Source organism: Bradyrhizobium sp. in8p8 (genome assembly GCF_000426845.1).
Lineage (GTDB): Bacteria > Pseudomonadota > Alphaproteobacteria > Rhizobiales > Xanthobacteraceae > Bradyrhizobium > Bradyrhizobium japonicum_C.
The window spans coordinates 156,626-174,546 of the sequence record NZ_AUGD01000012.1 but is presented as its reverse complement, the minus strand read 5'-3'; the positions used below and the strand labels follow the sequence as shown (position 1 = coordinate 174,546).

Sequence of the window (17,921 nt, the reverse complement as noted above, 5' to 3'; positions counted from 1 at the left end):
GCCGGCATTCCCCACATCGCAACGCCGGCGTGAATTTAGCCGCGCGGCGCGAGTTGCCTCAAGACGCCTAATGCCCGCCCGAGTTCGCGGTGCCCTGCTGCGCCTTGTGGATCGAGGACGGCACCACGCCAAAATACTTCCGGAACACCCGGCTGAAATGCGACGAGCTGGAGAAGCCCCACGAGAACGCGACGTCGGTGATGGTCTTGCCGGCGTGAGCCTCGAGCTCCTGGCGACAGTTCTGCAACCGCGCCTGCCAGATGTAGTCACTCACCGTGGTGCCGCGCTCCGAGAACAACATGTGCAGATAGCGCTTGGAGCAGCCGAGCTCGGCCGAGATCTGGTCGATGCACAGATCCGGATCGCGCAAGTGCTCGCGGATGAAGAACTGCGCGCGCACATACATCGCTTCCGGCCCGACACGATCGAACATCGTGTCGGCCTCGCGCAGCGGCAGCAACAACAGGTCGATCAGCGAGTCGGCGACGCCGACCGCGCTGTTCGCCGACAGCTTTGCCGCCTCGTCGAATGTAGCGTGCACGAAGTCATGGGCGATCCGCCCTGTCCCTGTCTTCGACGACAGCTTGCAGGCGGGCATCCGCTGCGACGGGAATCCGCGGTCGCGCAGCAGTGCCTTCGGCACGATCACCACGTCGTGACGCGTGAAGGCCGGGCTGATGATCGAATGCGGACACGAGACATCGTAGGCGATGATGTCGCCAGGGTTGATTTCGATGTGACGGCCTTCTTGTTCGAAATAAGACACCCCGTAGGTTTGGAAGTGGATCTTGATGTAGGGGTGCTCATTGGCCTTGGCACGCGCCAACGTGTGCGCGATGCGATGCTGGCTCACCTCGATTTGGCAGAGCTTCAGGCGCGAGACGCTCGTGTAGTCGATGCGGCCCTCGAGCGAGGACGCCTCCAGCGGATCGACCTCGAAATGCCCACACAGGCTCGTCAGTCCGTCGATCCAGCTCTGGATCTGCCGCTTCGGCGTCATTCCGGTCGTCGAGAGCGTGTGAATGGTGTCGGACATTAATCCAGCCACTGGTTTGATCCGGAGATTCGATGCGAATCGCGACCAGCGCTGCTGGAGCCCTCAGCCGTGACTGCGTCGACGTTACCTCGAATTTGAGCAATCTTGTGGAACAAGCGCCGCGTTCCATTGCCGCTCTTCAAAGTCAATCCTCCGCCTTAGTTGCAGCGCCGTCAAGGGGAACCTGAGCGTTGAAAGCGGCCCGAAGTCGGGGCGGAAGCAACTGAATTCGCTACTGCAAAATCAAAATCTTTGCCCCCGTGCGCTGTCGAGCAAACCGGCTTCTCTCTTGGGCAAGTTTCCCAATGGTGAAGTGGGTAGGGATGATGGCAGGAACAACAAGAACGGGCCGCTCCTGCACGTGGACCCGTGGCTCTCATCAGGAGGAGGAAACAGCACAAGCATCGTTTCTGGTCCCAATCGTGACCGCCCTGCACGAGCAGACGCCGGACGGGAAGCCCGGCGATTGAGCAATGCTTCGGAAACAATAAACGAGACCAACGGAGGAATGACTATGCGCAAGGTGCTACTGGCGACCTGTCTTGGTTCGGCGGCGGCTCTCGCCGCCGGCGGCGCTTCAGCCAATGACGAGCTGATCAAGATGTCGCAGAACCCGAAGGACTGGGTGATGCCGGCGGGCGACTACGCCAACACCCGCTATTCGAAGCTGAACCAGATCACCGCACAAAACGTGGGCAAGCTCCAGGTCGCCTGGACCTTCTCGACCGGCGTGTTGCGCGGCCATGAAGGGGGACCGCTGATCATCGGCAACATGATGTACGTCCACACGCCGTTCCCGAACAAGGTCTACGCAATGGACCTTTCGCAGGAGAACAAGATCGTATGGAAGTACGAGCCGAAGCAGGATCCCAATGTCATTCCGGTGATGTGCTGCGACACCGTCAATCGCGGCCTGGCCTACGGTGACGGCAAGATCATCCTGCATCAGGCCGACACCAATCTCGTCGCGCTCGATGCCAAGACGGGTCAGGTTGCGTGGTCCGCCACCAACGGCAATCCGGCAAAGGGCGAGACTGGCACTTCGTCCGCCCTGGTCGTCAAGGACAAGGTCATGGTCGGCATTTCCGGCGGCGAGTTCGGCGTGCAGTGCCATCTGACCGCATACGACCTCAAGTCTGGCAAACAAGTCTGGCGTGCCTATTCCGAGGGCCCGGACGACCAGATCAAGGTCGATCCCGCCAAGACGATGTCGCTCGGCAAGCCGGTCGGCCCCGACTCGTCCCTCAAGACCTGGCAGGGCGATCAGTGGAAGATCGGCGGCGGCTGCACCTGGGGCTGGATTTCCTACGATCCCGCTCTGAACCTCGTCTATTACGGATCGGGCAATCCCTCGACCTGGAACCCGAAGCAGCGACCCGGCGACAACAAATGGTCGATGACGATCTTCGCGCGCGATGCCGACACCGGCATGGCGAAGTGGGTGTACCAGATGACGCCGCACGACGAGTGGGACTATGACGGCGTCAACGAAATGATCCTCACCGATCAGCAGATTAACGGCCAGAACCGCAAGCTGCTGACGCACTTCGACCGCAACGGCCTTGCCTACACCATGGACCGTGAGACGGGCGAATTGCTGGTCGCCGAGAAGTACGACCCGAAGGTGAACTGGACCAGCGGCGTCGACATGGACAAGAACTCGCCGACCTACGGCCGGCCGAAAGTCGTTGCTCAATATTCGACCGAGCACGGCGGAGAGGACAAGAACACGAAGGGCATCTGCCCGGCCGCGCTCGGCACCAAGGACCAGCAGCCGGCGGCCTACTCGCCGGACACGCAGCTGTTCTACGTCCCGACCAACCACGTCTGCATGGACTACGAGCCGTTCAAGGTGAGCTACACCGCGGGCCAGCCCTATGTGGGTGCGACGCTCTCGATGTACCCGCCCCCGGGTGAGAGCCACATGGGCAACTTCATCGCCTGGGACAACAAGACGGGCAAGATCGTCTGGTCGAACAAGGAGCAGTTCTCGGTCTGGTCTGGTGCGCTCGCAACGGCAGGTGGCGTGGTGTTCTACGGCACACTCGAAGGCTACCTGAAGGCGGTCGACGCCAAGTCGGGCAAGGAGCTCTACAAGTTCAAGACTCCGTCCGGCATCATCGGCAACGTCACCACCTATGAGAACAACGGCAAGCAGTACATTGCCGTGCTCTCCGGCGTAGGTGGTTGGGCCGGCATCGGTCTGGCGGCAGGCTTGACCGATCCGACCGCAGGTCTCGGTGCAGTCGGCGGCTATGCGGCTCTGAGCAACTACACGGCACTCGGCGGTACGCTGACCGTGTTCTCGCTGCCGAACTAGGCCTCGCTCAGCATCGCTTCGGCGCGTGGATCAACTCCACGCGCCGGCTCGTCTCCACCGAACGCCTCGAGGACAATCTCTTGCGTAAAATCTGCTCTGTCATTGCCGTGCTGATGATCTTCGTTGCGTCCGCAGGAACTGCAATCGCGGACGGTCCGGGCGATCCGGCCGCCGTGAAGAAGGAAGACGACGGAAAGTGGCTCGATAAGGAAGGAATTCCGACCTACAAGATTTCGGCCGACGGCACCGTGGACTGGTTCACCTATTCCGGATATCGCCGCTATCACTCCGACTGCCACGTCTGCCATGGCCCGGACGGCATGGGCTCCACTTACGCGCCGGCACTCAAGGATTCTGTCAAGACCATGAGCTACGGCGATTTCCTCGGCGTAGTCGCCTCCGGTCGCAAGAATATTTCGACCGCACAGGAGAACGTCATGCCGGCTTTCGGCGACAATCCGAACGTCGCCTGCTACATGGACGACCTGTACGTCTATCTGCGCGCCCGCTCCACCGAAGCATGGGGCCGGCAGCGTCCCGCCAAGAAGGAGGAGAAAACAGAGGCGTACAAGAAGGCGGAAGACGCCTGCATGGGCAACAAATGACCGTTATGGGACTGCCGAGACCATCTCTCGGCGCCCTATGAGAATCTGAGGAGCTTTACGATGAAAACACGTGCCGCCGTCGCTTTCGAGGCCAAGAAGCCGCTCGAGATCGTCGAGATCGATCTGGAGGGCCCGAAGGCCGGCGAAGTCCTGGTCGAGATCAAGGCGACCGGCATCTGCCATACCGACGCCTACACGCTCGACGGCTTCGACAGCGAAGGAATCTTTCCGTCGATCCTGGGACATGAGGGTGCGGGCATCATCCGCGAGATCGGCCCGGGCGTGACCTCGGTGAAGCCGGGCGATCACGTCATCCCGCTTTACACGCCGGAATGCCGGCAGTGCAAAAGCTGCCTCAGCCAGAAGACCAATCTCTGCACCGCGATCCGTGCGACGCAGGGCAAGGGCGTGATGCCCGACGGCACCAGCCGTTTCTCCTACAAGGGCAAGCCGATCTACCACTATATGGGCTGCTCGACGTTCTCGAACTTCACCGTGCTGCCCGAGATCGCGGTCGCCAAGATCCGCGAGGACGCGCCGTTCGACAAGAGCTGCTACATCGGCTGCGGCGTCACCACCGGCGTCGGGGCCGTTGTCAACACCGCGAAAGTCGAGCCGGGCGCAAACGTGGTCGTGTTCGGCCTTGGCGGCATCGGCCTCAACGTCATCCAGGGGGCCAAGATGGCCGGCGCCGACAAGATCATCGGCGTCGACATCAACGACTCGAAGGAGGAGTGGGGCAAGCGGTTCGGCATGACCCACTTCGTCAACCCGAAGAAGGTGACCGGCGACATCGTCCAGCACCTCGTTGGCCTCACTGACGGCGGCGCCGACTACACCTTCGACTGCACCGGCAACACCACTGTGATGCGTCAGGCCTTGGAAGCCTGCCACCGCGGCTGGGGCACCTCGATCATCATCGGCGTCGCCGAAGCCGGCAAGGAGATCTCCACGCGCCCCTTCCAGCTCGTCACCGGGCGCAACTGGCGCGGCACCGCCTTCGGCGGCGCACGCGGGCGCACCGACGTGCCGAAGATCGTCGACTGGTACATGAACGGAAAGATCCAGATCGATCCGATGATCACCCACGTGCTGAAGCTCGAGGAGATCAACAAGGGCTTTGACCTCATGCACGAGGGCAAATCCATCCGTTCAGTCGTCGTGTTCTAGCTCACAGCCATCACACAAGGAGGATCGACCCATGACTGTTGCACTCCATCCCTCGATCGACAACGGCATCAAGCAGGGCAGCGGCAGCTTCGCCGGTGGCACCCTGGTCTGCAAATGCACGGATCACCCGGTCAAGGTCGGCATCAAGGGCGACGTCGCGCACAACCACGCCTGTGGCTGCACCAAATGCTGGAAGCCGCAGGGCGCGACCTTCTCCGTCGTCGCCGTGGTCCCGCGCCAGAACGTCACCGTGCTCGAGAACGGCGACAAGCTGCAGATCGTCGATCCCTCCGCGGTGATCCAGCGCTATGCCTGCAAGGCCTGCGGCACGCACATGTACGGACGCATCGAGAACAAGGGCCACCCGTTCTATGGTCTCGACTTCATCCATCCCGAACTGTTCCAGGAGCAGGGTTCGCAGGCGCCGCAATTCGCCGCCTTCGTCTCCTCGGTGATCGAGGCGGGCGTGAAGCCCGAGCAGATGGCAGGCATCCGCTCGCGGCTGAAGGAGCTCGGCCTCGAGCCCTACGACTGCCTGTCCCCGGCGCTGATGGACGCGATCGCTACTCACGTGGCGAAAGCCAAAGCGGCCTGAGATGGCCGCCTGATCGGGGCCGCCGAGCTTCGGCCCCATCCGCTCGCTGGCATGTATGTCGCCAGCGAGCCGGAGTGGTCCCCAACACGGGGACCACCGCGGCGATGCCGCCGCTTCTGCGCCACGCGTATTTGAGGACCATTAGCTCCTCAGTCCTGGTCTCTGAATGACTGCGCAGGGCCGCTTGCTTCCTGCTTGAAGTCGCGGTGCCTGCGTTTCTCCCTCCCTCGACTGAGGCATCCTGCTTCGTCCGCACGGTCTTGTGGCGGACGAAGCCTTTTTGTTTGGCGCCCATCTCGCAAGCACACCTGGGATGACGCGCCCTGCTTTTGACAAACCGTGGATGCAATCTTTTCCCGGTGAGAACACTCGGCTGTGAACGCCGGGCCGGAGCGATCTCTGTTACGATCGCGCCTCACGATGCCGCGCGAATTCAATCAATCAAGAACAAACGGGAGGTATCGAGCACATCCAGACATCGCCATGGCGTTCCTGCCTCCCTCCGGGATTTGCCCGTTCGGGACGACGGCGGAATGTGGGCGAAACGACGCAAGAACCCGTCGCCCGGCGGCGTCGGTGAAAGTTGAATTTGGCATGCTTATGAAGAGCGAGGGATGATCATGATCAAGGTGAAGATCAACGGCCAGGAACAGAGCTGGGACGGCGACCCGGATCTCCCGCTTCTCTGGTTCCTGCGTGACGAAGCCGGGCTGACCGGCACCAAGTACGGCTGCGGCCAGGCCTTGTGCGGCTCTTGCACGGTCATCGTCGACAAGCAGGCCGTGCGCGCCTGCATCACGTCGGTCAACGACGTTGCCGGACGCGAGGTCACCACGATCGAGGGACTGCATCCGAATGGCGATCATCCGGTGCAGAAGGCCTGGCGTCAGGTCAACGTGCCACAATGCGGCTTCTGCCAGGCCGGCCAGATCATGCAGGCGGCCGCGCTGTTGATGGAAAATCCAAAACCCTCGCATGACCAGATCCGCGAGGCGATGTCCGGCAACATCTGCCGCTGCGGCTGCTATCAGCGCATCGAGAATGCCGTCCATCTGGCATCGACGGGGGTGTGACATGAATTTCATCGACAATCCCCGCAAGCTTCGCGGCTTCGAAAGGCAAATCAAGGTCGAGAAGATCTCGCGCCGCAGCATCCTGAAAGGACTCGGCGTTACCGGCGGCTTCGTGCTCGCCGCCCCCGTGATCTCGCGCCAGGCCCTCGCCTATGAGACCGGCGCCGGCAAGATGCCGCACGGTGTCGTGGTCGATCCGCGCGTGTTTGTTTCGGTCGCTCCGGACGGCATCGTCACCATCATCGGGCACCGTTCGGAAATGGGCACTGGCGTGCGCACCAGCCTACCCTTGATCGTGGCCGAGGAGATGGAAGCCGATTGGTCCAGGGTCAAGGTGCAGCAGGCCCATGGCGACGAGGTCAAGTTCGGCAACCAGGACACCGACGGCTCGCGCAGCACGCGCCACTATCTGATGCCGATGCGCCAGATCGGCGCCTCCGCCCGCACCATGCTGGAGCAGGCCGCGGCCAAGCGCTGGGGCGTGCCGGCCACCGAAGTCAAGGCGGTCAACCATGAGGTCGTCCACAGCGCCAGCGGCCGCAAGCTCGGCTTCGGCGAGCTCGCCGCGGACGCAGCCAAGGAATCGGTGCCGAGCATCGAAGGCCTGAAGCTGAAGAATCCCAAGGACTTCCGCTATCTCGGAAAGGGACAGGTGGGCATCGTCGATCTTCACGACATCACCACCGGCAAGGCGCTTTACGGCGCGGATGTCCGCTTGCCCGGTATGAAGTATGCGGTGATCGCCCGCCCGCCAGTGACGGGCGGCAAGCTGGTTTCGTTCGAGCCTGACGCGGCTCTGAAAGTCCCCGGCGTCGAGAAGGTGATGCAGGTGCGCGGCTGGCCGTGGCCCTCCAAATTCCAACCGCTTGGCGGCGTCGCCGTTATCGCGCGCAACACCGGCGCCGCGATCAAGGGCCGCGACGCCTTGAAGCTGGTCTGGGACGATGGGCCCAACGGCAAATACGACTCCGTCGCCTATCGCAAGGAGCTCGAGGAAGCCTCGCGCAAGCCCGGCCTCGTCCTGCGCAACGAGGGCGATGCGGACGCTGCGTTGAAAGGCGCCGACAAGGTGATCGTTGGAGAGTACTACATTCCGCATCTTGCCCATGTCGCGATGGAGCCGCCGGTGGCCGTCGCCGACGTCAAGGGCGACAAGGCCGAGATCTGGGCGCCGGTGCAGAGCCCCGGCGGTACCCGCGAGGACGTTGCCAAGACGCTCGGCATCCCCGTAGGCAATGTCACCGTCAACGTGACGCTGCTCGGCGGCGGTTTCGGCCGCAAGTCGAAATGCGACTTCGCGCTCGAAGCCGCCTTGCTGTCGAAAGAGCTCGGCGCGCCGGTGAAGGTGCAGTGGACGCGGGAAGACGACATCCACAACGGCTTCCTGCACACTGTCTCAGTCGAACGCATCGAAGCCGGCCTCGACAAGAGCGGCAAGGTGGTCGCCTGGCGGCACCGCAGCGTCGCTCCGAGCATCGCTTCGACCTTTGCCGCCGGCACGGTGCATCAAGCCCCGTTCGAGGTCGGCATGGGCCTCGTCGATATGCCGTTTGAGATTGCAAACATCTCCTGTGAGAATCCGGAAGCGGCCGCGCATACGCGCATCGGCTGGTTCCGTTCGGTCTCGAACATCCCGCGCGCTTTTGCGGTGCAATCGATGGTTGGCGAGATCGCGCAGGCGACCGGCCGCGATCAGAAAGACATGCTGCTCGAGCTGATCGGCTCGCCTCGCATGGTCAAGCCGAACGTCAAGGACCTCTGGAACTATGGCGAGCCCTACGACAGCTACCCGATCGACACCGCGCGGCTGCGCAAGGTGGTCGAGCTGGTTGCCGAGAAGGGCGAATGGGGACGAAAGATGCCGAAGGGCCACGGTCTCGGCATCGCGGTCCACCGCAGCTTCGTAAGCTACATCGCCAACATCGTCGAGGTCGCCGTCGACGACAAGGGAAAACTGACCGTGCCAAGGGTCGACACCGCGATCGACTGCGGCACCTACGTCAATCCCGAGCGCATCGCCTCGCAGATGGAGGGCGCCGTGATCATGGGATTGAGCCTCGCGAAATACGGCGAGATCACCTTCAAGGACGGCAAGGTCCAGCAGAAGAACTTTGACGATTTCCAGGTCGTCAGGATGGATGACTCTCCCGTGGTCACGAACGTCTACATCGTGCCGGCCGGTCCGGACACGCCGCCGAGCGGCGTCGGAGAGCCCGGCGTTCCGCCGTTCGCGCCGGCACTGATCAATGCGATCTTCGCCGCGACGGGAAAACGCATCCGCGCGCTTCCGATTGGCAAGCAATTGGAGGCGTAGAGCATGATGCGGAAGAGCGGACCCCGCTTTTCCTGACTGATCATGCTCAGAAAAGAGAGGAGCGCGGCAGAAGTCTATCGCGCTTCGGAACACAAGCGGCTTCACGCCGTTTCCATCGATCTGACAGGAGCAGATCGATGATTAACACCTCAAAGGCGCTCGCGGTCTCGCTGGCGAGCGCCTTTCTTTTGATGGCCTCCGGCGCGTTGGCCCAGAGCAATATAGCCCCGCCCGCCACGGCCCCGCGGCCGACTGGACCGGACCAGAACTCCCTTCCAAACGCCAACGCCCCGCCCGCCTCGACCAACCAGACCACCGGGCAACACAATCCCGATCCGAAGGTTCGTGAGATGAACCAGAAGGAAAAGGACAAGGTCGAACGTATGGGCAAATAGCGATCTCTGGCTTTGCACACTTCGTGCCGTTTGCGCCGAGGAAGCATCCCATCTCACACAAATGCGGCGGACGTTGCCGTCCGCCGCATTCGCCACCCCCCGGCTGCTCCGCTTCTTTCGATCCGCCCGCGGAGCTATTTCTTCAGCGCGAATACCCAGACGACGCCGCCCTGCGGCACGTTGGCTTCGATGCCGATATTGTTCGTCACGAGCGCATCCTGGATGCGCTGCGCGTCCACGCCCCAGCCCGACTGGATCGCGATGTACTGCGTGCCGTCGATCTCATAGGACACCGGCATGCCGACGATGCCGGAGTTGGTCTTCTGCTCCCACAGTAATTCGCCCGTCTTGGCATGGAAGGCTCGGAAGTTGCGGTCGTTGGTCCCACCGACGAAGACAAGATCGCCCGCCGTCGCCGTGACTGATCCGAACAGCTGCGACTTGGGGAAGTTGTGCTGCCACACCTTCTTGCCCGTGGAAGGATCCCAAGCCTGGAGCTCGCCGAAATGGTCCGCGCCCGGCTTTGTTTTCAGGCCGATATCTTCCGGCTTGGTGCCGAGCCAGAGCTCGCCCGGCTTGAGGGGGACCTTCTCGCCGGTAAAGCCACCGCAGAAGTTCTCGTTGGCAGGCACGTACACGAGCCCGGTCCTCTGGCTATAGGCGGCGGACGGCCAATCCTTCCCGCCCCACAATGATGGACAGAACTCGACGCGCTTACCGATGACCGGCTTGTGTGCCGGATCCACGATCGGCTTGCCGGTCTCGTCGATGCCCTTCCAGACATCGGTGAAGACGAACGGCCAGCCGGCGACATAGTTGATCTTGGTGGGCGTCCGCTCGAGCACCCAGAAGATCGCGTCGCGTCCCGGATGGACCAGGCTCTTGATGGTGCGACCGTTGCGCTGCAGATCGATCAGCATCGGCGCCTCGACCTCGTCCCAATCCCAGGAATCGTTCTGGTGGTACTGGTGATAGGCCTTGATCTTGCCGGTGTCGGGATCGAGCGCCAGCACCGATGCGGTGTAGAGATTGTCGCCAGGATGGGTCTCACCGGGCCATGGCGCCGCGTTTCCGACACCCCAATAGATCGTCCTGGTCTCCTTGTCATAATTGCCGGTCATCCAGGCCGACCCACCGCCATTCTTCCAGTCGTCGCCCTGCCAAGTGTCGTGACCGGGCTCGCCTTCGCCGGGGATCGTATAGGTTCGCCACAGCTCCTTGCCGTCCTTGGCGTCAAAAGCGGCGATATAGCCGCGCACGCCGAACTCGCCGCCGGAGCCGCCGACGATGACTTTGCCGTCGACGATCAACGGCATCAGGGTCATGTACTGACCCTTCCTGTAGTCCTGCACCTTGGTGTCCCACACCACCTTGCCGGTCTTTGCTTCGAGCGCGACCACGTGATCATCCGTGGTGGCGAGGAAAAGCTTGTCCTCCCACAGGCCGACCCCGCGGTTGGTCGGATGCAGCTGGAAAAGATCGTCGGGAAGCTGCCGCTTGTAGCGCCAATATTCGTCGCCAGTCTTCGCGTTCAACGCTATCACCTGACCCATCGGGGTCGTCACGAACATCGCGCCATTATTGACGATCGGCGGCGCTTGGTGGCCCTCGACCACACCGGTGGCAAAGGTCCAGACCGGCGTGAGGTTTTTCACGTTCGAGGTGTTGATCTGATCGAGCGGACTGTAGCCATGCCCATCATAGGTGCGCCGGTAGAGCATCCAGTTGCTTGGCTCCGGATTTTCCAGGCGCTGCGCGGTGACCGGAGAATAGTTCTCGATCGGGCCTGACATGGCGGCGGTCGAGGCGAGGCAGGTGAAGGCGACGATGCCGGACAGTAACCATTGCTTCCTGGTCATGGAAGTTTTCATGGACGTTCCCCTTTTTCATCCGTTTGAATTCTTGTTCTGAATTCTTGTCGCTCGTTTCCGTCATCCGCCTGCCGGCGGAGGTGGCCTCTCGTGACGCGGGCAGCGCCCAACGGTCGGTCATCCTGGCTGCGCGCCACCTACCTTTCCCATGAAATTGCCGGCGACGCTGAGCGATCCGTCTGCCAGCGCCAGAGGCAACGCCGCGAGCCGTCGCGGCGCCGGTCCGAACACGACCTGCGCGCCCGAGCGTGGATCATATTCGGAGTTGTGACACATGCACTTGAACACCTCCTTGTCGCCGACATCGCTCTTCACCCAGGCGGTGACGGGGCAGCCCGCATGCGAGCAGATCGCCGAATAGGCGATGATGCCGTCGACGGCACGCGCGCGAGTCTTCTCATCGAGCTCGGCCGGATCGAGTCGGATGATCAGGATTTCATTGAGCCGCGAGGCGCTCCGCACGACCGATGTGTTCGGATCTTTCGGCCACGCATGCACGGGAGGTCCACCAGCTGGCACGTCTGCCGCGGTGATGAGCTTTCCCTCGTTGTCGCCCTCGGAGAAGACGAGCAGATCGCCCTTCCGCGGGCGTTCGTCGGAGCCAGGCGGATCTTCGCCTGCTCGCACTTGGGGGGAACAGCCGAGACACGCGCTGGTCGCAAGCGCCCCGAGCAGCAGCGTGCGCCGCGTTTGCCCGGTTCGCGCGTCGGCGTCAGCTTCCGCAATATTCCCAGGTAGTGGTGAGTTGACGTTGCACGATGCTCTCGACATGCCCGCTAGCAGGCGCTGGAACTCTGCCGAAAACAAGGCGAAGAATTGGCACCGCAGTGCATCAATATGGCTTTGCTCGCAGTGATTGAATGATACTGCACGCGTTCAGGCCTGTTTTCGTAAGTTCTACATCTGATCGCGCGAGCAGCATGATGATTATGCAGATCAGCCAACTACTGCTGGAATTGGTGCAACGCGCCATCGGCCGGCGCGAGCCGCACGCTTGTCAGGAGGCTCCTTGTATTCACGACCTGAGCACGTGACGCGGCGATGCGATACGGCCTGCGACCGTTGCTGACGCCATCTCGAAACTGTCGGCGATGCGCCGCGCCTTGTCGATGAAGAGCGCAGCTGCTGTCGGCGGGCAGACTTCGCGCGCGGTCTGCTCGAACAGATCGAGCCAGCGGTCGAAATGATCGCCGGCCAGGCTCAGCGGCAGGTGCGCCCGCATCGGCGAGCCATGATAACGCCCGCTCATCAGCACGACCGACGACCAGAAATCCCGGAGCTTGGCGAGATGTTCGTCCCAGTTCTGGACGACGGCAAACACCGGCCCCAGAAGCGCGTCCTCGCGCACGCGTCCATAAAAGCGGGTGACGAGTTCCCCGATCATCTCCTCGGTGATCCCGGTGCGCTCGATCGCATCCTGGGTTAACAGGCTCCGCCGCGCAGCCGCCGCCTCGCGTTCGGCCTTCAATCGATCCGACATGTCCTCTGCTATCCGTTCATTGTTCCCGCACGCGCCCGTTCGGCATTGTCGGGCCAATTGCGCACGGCGTCTTTGTCGCAGCGCAAATTGCGGGATCTGGCGGCGGACTGGCACGCCCGCCGCCGATGCCTTGATCAGGCGCTATAGGTGTAGAAGCCCTGCCCGGTCTTGCGGCCGAGATGACCGGCATCGACCATCTCCCTCAGCAGCGGCGCCGGTCGATACTTGGGGTCGTTGAAGCCCTTATAAAAGACCTCCATCACCGAAAGCATGGTGTCGAGCCCGACGAGATCGGCCAGCGCCAGCGGGCCGATCGGATGGTTGCAACCAAGCTTCATGCCAGCATCGATCTCCTCTGCCGTCGCGATTCCTTCCTGGAGCGCGAAGATCGCCTCATTGATCATCGGGCAGAGGATGCGGTTGACAGCGAAACCCGGGCTGTTCTTGGCAGTGATTGCCACCTTGCCGACGCGCTTGGCGAAGTCCAGCGCCTTGGCATGGGTGTCATCGGAGGTCTGCAGGCCGCGGATGAGCTCGAGCAATGCCATCACCGGCACCGGGTTGAAGAAGTGCATGCCGATGAAGCGGTCGGGACGATCCGTTGCGGCGGCGAGCTTGGTGATTGAGATCGACGAGGTGTTGGTCGCGACCAGGGTGCGCGGCGACAGCGTGGCGCAGAGGTCCTTGAGGATCTTGACCTTGAGCTCCTCGTTCTCGGTCGCGGCTTCGATGACGAGATCGCAATCCGAAAGCTTTGCCCGATCGGTCGTGCCGGTGATGCGCTTGAGCGTCGCTTCGCGTTCGGCCGCCGACATCTTCTCCTTCTTGACCAGGCGCTCGAGGCTGCCACCGACGGTCGAAAGTCCGCGGTTCACCGCCGCATCGGAAATATCGACCATCACGACCGAAAGCCCGGCCGCCGCGCAGACCTGCGCGATGCCGTTCCCCATGGTCCCTGCCCCGATGATGCCAACGGTTTGGATCATTGCGTCACATCCTTCATCTTTGCGGGCGAGCCAGCAGCGGCCCGGCCCATGTTCCTGCATCAGGGTCTAGCACCGCCCCCGGGCGGGTGCGACCTGATCCCGTCCTCTCCTTAGTGCATCCACCGGCAGAATAAAGCCACTCACGGCCGCGCCGCGCCAGGATTCGGGCTCTCTCTGCCCAAAACTGCCGGGACTTGGCCCCGGGCCCCCCAGAGCACCCCGATGATGGCCGGGCTTCGGGCGCCCTGCCCAGGGGACAATAGCGCACCCCGAGCTCCACTGAATTTCGCCCCCTTGATTGTGGCGACCGCAGCGGCCAGAACCGGTGCAGTTGTCGTCCGTGGATGTGCGTGGACGGCCCGGCCTGCCGCCGAGGTGGACCGAAGCTGTCAGGGCGGGCTGCCGAGGACCAAGGATTTCGCGATGGACGTGACCAGGATCACCGGCATCGAGCCGGCGCAACAGCGTCAGGCCGGATGAACGATTTCGCGCGATCCATCGGGTCGGCCTTCACGCTGATCGGCAACGCCGACGCCGAGTTGCTGGGCATCGTCGCTCTCTCGGTACGGGTCAGCCTGACGGCCAGCATTGTGGCGCTGCTGATCGGCGCCCCGTTCGGCGCCCTGCTGGCGATCACGCAGTTCCGCGGCCGGCAAGTCGTCATCGTGCTGACCAATGCGCTGCTCGGCCTTCCGCCGGTCGTGGTCGGGCTCGTCCTCTATCTGCTGCTGTCGCGGTCCGGCCCGCTCGGGGCGGCAGGCTTGTTGTTCACCCCGGCCGCCATGGTGATCGCGCAGACGCTGCTGGCCACGCCAATCGTAGTGGCGCTGGTGCACCGGCCGGCGAGCCTGCTGTGGGCGGAGTACGGCGATCTGGCGCGGATCGACGGACTGTCAGCCCTGCGCAGCATGGCCCTGCTATTCGCGCTGGGCCGGACCTCGCTGCTGACCGCCTTTCTTGCGGCGTTCGGGCGAGCTATTGCGGAAGTCGGCGCCATCATCATCGTCGGCGGCAACATCCGCGGCTTCACGCGCACGATGACGACAGCGATCGCTCTCGAAACCAGTAAGGGCGACCTGCCACTGGCGCTGGGTCTCGGATTGATCCTGCTTGCACTCAGCGTCGCGGTGTCGACCGTCGCGTTCGTGCTAGTGGGACGCGTTAGGGAAAAATAGCTGCTCGCCGCCGACCTTGTAGTCGGCTATCGCGTCCTGCCCCTTCGGCGAAACCAGCCAGTCGATGAAGGCCTTTCCGTCCTTCGCCTTCACGTTCGGATGCTTTTCAGGATTCACCAGCATGACGCCGTACTGATTGAAGAGCCGGTTGTCGCCCTCGGTCAGGATGGCGAGCTCGCCGCGGTTCTTGAACGACAGCCAGGTGCCGCGGTCCGACAGAACATAGGCGTTCGACGACGAGGCCATGTTCAATGCCGGCCCCATGCCCTGACCAATCTCCCGGTACCAGCTGTCCCTGCCGGAGTTGGGGTCGACACCCGCCTCTTTCCATAGCCTCAGTTCGGCCGCGTGCGTGCCGGACTTGTCGCCGCGCGAGATGAACGGCGCCTTGGCCGCCGCGATCTTGCGCAGCGCATCGACCACATCCTTGCTGCCCGTTATCCGCGCAGGATCGCTCTTTGGCCCGACGATGACGAAGTCATTGTACATCACGTCAAAGCGCTTCACGCCCTGTCCTTCGGACATGAACTTGTCCTCGGCGGGCCGGTCATGGACGAACACCACGTCGGCATCCCCTCGCCGTCCGATATCCAGCGCCTGGCCGGTGCCGACGGCGACGACCTTCACGCTGATGCCCTCGGCCTTGGTAAACAGCGGCAGCAAATGGCCGAACAGCCCCGACTGCTCCGTCGAGGTGGTCGAGGCCACAATGATGGTGCGATCCTGTGCGAATGCGATGGTGGACCAGAGCAGAACCGCTCCGATGGTGGCAAGCTTCCTCATGCGCGTCCTCGGCCAAACAATAAGGCCCTCAACAGCCGCTAGGGTTGAGGACTGGAACCCGAACCTTAGGCAGCAACGATGATTGATGCAAAGGGCCGGCGCGCGTCGGCAGGAACGTCGTTGGCACAAGCGGGTTGTCTGGAAATGTAAGTCAAGGAGAGTCCGATGAAGAAGATCATCCTGGCATCTGCATGTATCATGGCGCTGGCGACAGGTGGTGCGTTTGCGCAGACACAACCTGCCCCCGGAGCATCCGGTCAAAGCGATGTTGGTCCTTCGTCACGAGGCCCCGGGACGAAGGGAATGACGACGGGACGTTCGTCGAACATGCAGAACGAGGCCAGCGACAGCAAGGGCGCCCAGTCCCCATCCGCCGGCGGCAGCAATGCAAATAACATGGGCAGTCAGGCTGGCGGCAGCGCGGGTTCTGGAGGCGCTGGCTCCGGCAAGTGATTTGACGATCGAAAACCGGAGGGATGTCCGTTCCCTCCCACGCCAAGCAGCATGTCAATCGCCGGCATCGCGAAGCAAAGCAGAGTTGATTTAAACCCCGCGCGCCGGGTGCGGGGGATGTTCTGCAATTGGTCTTCCCAACATTGACACGGGTGTGACGGCCGGGGCAGGTTTTCACATTGCTGACGAATCAGCGATTGCCTCACGCCGAGTACCTCTTGGACAACTCCCAGTGCTTTCGAGACTGATATCGTTGCTCCGCCGCATCCCTGCGGTAGACTGGGCATTTGCCCGACTTCGGCCTTCGCCGCACAGCGGCAATATTGAGGTCGCGCCGATCGACAGAGACGCTTCGCCGGCCATCATTGAGGACATCACTTCTACTGATGCAGCTCCAATCCCCGAGGTCAGCAGCGCTCCGGTGCGTGACGCTGACTTCGCCACCGCGGCTCCGGTCCCAGAGAACGATGCGGCTGCGTCCGTCGTCGCGGAGAAACCGTTCAACGATATCTGCGTCAGCGACGTCTTATCTTCGGATCGAGCGACGGAAATCGAGACACCCGCGACGACACCAGTCGCCGCAGAGGTGTTAGCTTCGTCGGCCGAAGCGGAGAACGAACCAACTGCAGTCTGTGACCTCGCCATCGCTGCCGACGATGAAGCGCCCGCCGGCAACTGCGCAGAGATTGACCCCGTCCTCGCAGAAGAGATTGTGGCTTCATCAGCGGACGGCGCGACCGCTTCGACTATTCTCCCCGACGTCATCCTCGAGGGAGTTTCCTCACCCGAGGTTTCCACCGATTTCGAATCGGTTGTCGTCGAGACAATGCCGGTGCTCCTCGTCGAGGCCGACAGCGTCGCGGTCGAAGCCAATGCCGACAGCGAACCAGTGCTGATCGTCGAGATCGCGCAGACCTCCGCGAGCGATGTTCCTCTCACTACAGCCATTGCGCCGGAAACAAACGAGCCAGCCGGCGTTGGCGAGATCGAACCGGCTCCAGCGCACGAGCCTCCTGCCCCGGAGATGCGCAATGCACCGAAAGTGCGCGCGCGGCCCGCGGAACCGACGGATCGCACCGCGCTGATCCGGCAGCGCTGGGCCGAAACCGGAATCAGGATGTGGAATCCGCGGCTTCACGGCACAGGCGAGGCCGCGCTGAACATCCAGGGAAGCATCGGGCTACTGCCGCCGGCGGCCGGCGAGACTATGCCGCGCTACGACAAGCTGGAGTTCAAGATGCTCGGCGGACAGATCGTCTGCGAGGGCGTCATCGTCGAGGCACCCGCACAGCCGGGCAACCGCAGCTTTACGCGGCTCGTCGAACCCAGGAACACCGAGCGAGTCCGCGAGCCGACGCGGGAGCGCCAAGCCGTTCTCGCCTGATCCTTTTTCTGCGACCAGCGGCGCGACACACTAGGCTGATGTCCCTGCCTTGGTGATCGCATGCGCACTTCCCCCCTGCGCCGTGCTGGCAGCCATGGTTAGCAGGCCGTAGTTGCGGCAAGCGAAATTGTGCCCGAAACACTTGGCCATGGCGCCGGATATCCTTAACGCGGCCTCACCACATGCACGGCGCCGGAAAATCCTGAGGTAGCGCGCAACCTGCGCTGGCGTCCCGCGCAGGCCCGATCTAACCCGCCCTTTACCCCCGCCGTGCAAGATCG

16 protein-coding genes are annotated in these 17,921 nt (G+C 62.8%); 10 read left to right on the top strand and 6 right to left on the bottom strand.

The window, feature by feature from the left end; translation table 11 throughout:
* Positions 1-67: 67 nt before the first annotated feature.
* On the bottom strand, positions 68-1,036 hold the full coding sequence (locus tag K408_RS0127755) for a helix-turn-helix domain-containing protein (protein ID WP_024342560.1): 969 nt from the start codon (positions 1,034-1,036) through the stop codon (positions 68-70).
* Positions 1,037-1,550: 514 nt separating this feature from the next.
* Between K408_RS0127755 and xoxF5 the strand changes: the two genes are divergently transcribed.
* The 7 genes from xoxF5 (at position 1,551) to K408_RS0127720 (ending at position 9,508) form a co-directional block, all read left to right on the top strand.
* Positions 1,551-3,356, top strand: a complete 1,806-nt coding sequence (gene xoxF5, locus K408_RS0127750) for a lanthanide-dependent methanol dehydrogenase XoxF5 (protein WP_024342561.1) — start codon at positions 1,551-1,553, stop codon at positions 3,354-3,356.
* Between the two features lie 113 nt (positions 3,357-3,469).
* Positions 3,470-3,961 carry a c-type cytochrome, methanol metabolism-related gene (locus tag K408_RS0127745; RefSeq protein ID WP_024342562.1) on the top strand — a complete coding sequence of 164 codons (492 nt, stop codon included), beginning with the start codon at positions 3,470-3,472 and terminating at the stop codon, positions 3,959-3,961.
* 60 nt (positions 3,962-4,021) lie between these two features.
* A complete protein-coding gene (locus K408_RS0127740) occupies positions 4,022-5,131 on the top strand; it encodes an S-(hydroxymethyl)glutathione dehydrogenase/class III alcohol dehydrogenase (protein ID WP_024342563.1) in 1,110 nt (369 codons plus the stop codon).
* 31 nt (positions 5,132-5,162) lie between these two features.
* Positions 5,163-5,726, top strand: coding sequence for an S-(hydroxymethyl)glutathione synthase (gene gfa / locus K408_RS0127735; RefSeq protein ID WP_024342564.1), 564 nt, complete (start codon positions 5,163-5,165; stop codon positions 5,724-5,726).
* A 620-nt stretch (positions 5,727-6,346) separates the two neighbouring features.
* Positions 6,347-6,799 (top strand): (2Fe-2S)-binding protein, encoded by a 453-nt coding sequence (locus K408_RS0127730; RefSeq protein WP_024342565.1) that lies wholly within the window; start codon positions 6,347-6,349, stop codon positions 6,797-6,799.
* A 1-nt stretch (position 6,800) separates the two neighbouring features.
* Positions 6,801-9,113, top strand: coding sequence for a xanthine dehydrogenase family protein molybdopterin-binding subunit (locus K408_RS0127725; protein ID WP_024342566.1), 2,313 nt, complete (start codon positions 6,801-6,803; stop codon positions 9,111-9,113).
* 137 nt (positions 9,114-9,250) lie between these two features.
* Entirely contained in the window at positions 9,251-9,508 is a 258-nt protein-coding gene (locus tag K408_RS0127720) for a hypothetical protein (RefSeq protein ID WP_024342567.1), read from the top strand.
* 134 nt (positions 9,509-9,642) lie between these two features.
* Here K408_RS0127720 and K408_RS0127715 read toward each other — a convergent pair whose 3' ends face one another.
* From K408_RS0127715 to K408_RS0127700, 4 genes are all read right to left on the bottom strand, one after another.
* Positions 9,643-11,367, bottom strand: a complete 1,725-nt coding sequence (locus K408_RS0127715; RefSeq protein ID WP_024342568.1) for a methanol/ethanol family PQQ-dependent dehydrogenase — start codon at positions 11,365-11,367, stop codon at positions 9,643-9,645.
* Positions 11,368-11,496: 129 nt separating this feature from the next.
* Positions 11,497-12,150 (bottom strand): QcrA and Rieske domain-containing protein, encoded by a 654-nt coding sequence (locus K408_RS0127710; RefSeq protein ID WP_024342569.1) that lies wholly within the window; start codon positions 12,148-12,150, stop codon positions 11,497-11,499.
* Positions 12,151-12,394: 244 nt separating this feature from the next.
* A complete protein-coding gene (locus tag K408_RS0127705; RefSeq protein WP_024342570.1) occupies positions 12,395-12,859 on the bottom strand; it encodes a group III truncated hemoglobin in 465 nt (154 codons plus the stop codon).
* A gap of 134 nt (positions 12,860-12,993) precedes the next feature.
* On the bottom strand, positions 12,994-13,845 hold the full coding sequence (locus tag K408_RS0127700; protein ID WP_024342571.1) for a 3-hydroxybutyryl-CoA dehydrogenase: 852 nt from the start codon (positions 13,843-13,845) through the stop codon (positions 12,994-12,996).
* A 476-nt stretch (positions 13,846-14,321) separates the two neighbouring features.
* Here K408_RS0127700 and K408_RS0127690 point away from each other — a divergent pair, with 476 nt between their 5' ends.
* Positions 14,322-15,020: an ABC transporter permease gene (locus tag K408_RS0127690; RefSeq protein WP_024342573.1), complete on the top strand. Its 699-nt coding sequence runs from the start codon at positions 14,322-14,324 to the stop codon at positions 15,018-15,020.
* On the opposite strand, the gene K408_RS0127685 is transcribed toward K408_RS0127690, so the two are convergent.
* Positions 14,994-15,803 (bottom strand): ABC transporter substrate-binding protein, encoded by an 810-nt coding sequence (locus tag K408_RS0127685; protein WP_024342574.1) that lies wholly within the window; start codon positions 15,801-15,803, stop codon positions 14,994-14,996. The two genes, K408_RS0127690 and K408_RS0127685, sit on opposite strands and share 27 nt — an antisense overlap.
* Positions 15,804-15,968: 165 nt before the next feature.
* Here K408_RS0127685 and K408_RS41295 point away from each other — a divergent pair, with 165 nt between their 5' ends.
* Together K408_RS41295 and K408_RS0127680 are read left to right on the top strand one after the other, a co-directional pair.
* Positions 15,969-16,256: a hypothetical protein gene (locus K408_RS41295; RefSeq protein WP_080654966.1), complete on the top strand. Its 288-nt coding sequence runs from the start codon at positions 15,969-15,971 to the stop codon at positions 16,254-16,256.
* 253 nt (positions 16,257-16,509) lie between these two features.
* Complete coding sequence (locus K408_RS0127680) at positions 16,510-17,640, top strand: hypothetical protein (protein ID WP_024342575.1); 1,131 nt, start codon at positions 16,510-16,512, stop codon at positions 17,638-17,640.
* Positions 17,641-17,921: the final 281 nt, after the last annotated feature.